A 245-nucleotide genomic window follows, 5' to 3' on the forward strand; every position below is an offset into this window, starting at 1 on the left:
GGCCCGTGCCCGGTAATCACGGCGTCGAGCAGCGCGACATCGGCAACCGTGCGCCCCATCGGCCCGACCGTATCGCGCGTATGGCTGATCGGCACGACGGCCTGCGGGTCGTGATAGCGGCGTTGCGTGCCGCCGTCGCCCACGCTCGGGCGCAGGCCGACAATGCCGCATAGCGCGGCCGGTATGCGCGTGGAGCCGCCGGTGTCGGTGCCGAGTCCGGCGGGCACGATGCGTGCCGCAATGGC

Annotated in this window: 1 protein-coding gene; it reads right to left on the reverse strand. The window is 73.1% G+C overall.

Annotation, left to right across the window (positions count from 1 at the left end; translation table 11 throughout):
• The coding region (locus AB4Y43_RS40730; protein WP_368730318.1) for an amidase family protein at nucleotides 1-245 on the reverse strand (245 nt) is incomplete at both ends.

It is taken from the genome of Paraburkholderia sp. BR10872 (genome assembly GCF_040965835.1).
In the GTDB taxonomy this organism is placed as follows: Bacteria; Pseudomonadota; Gammaproteobacteria; order Burkholderiales; family Burkholderiaceae; genus Paraburkholderia; species Paraburkholderia nodosa_A.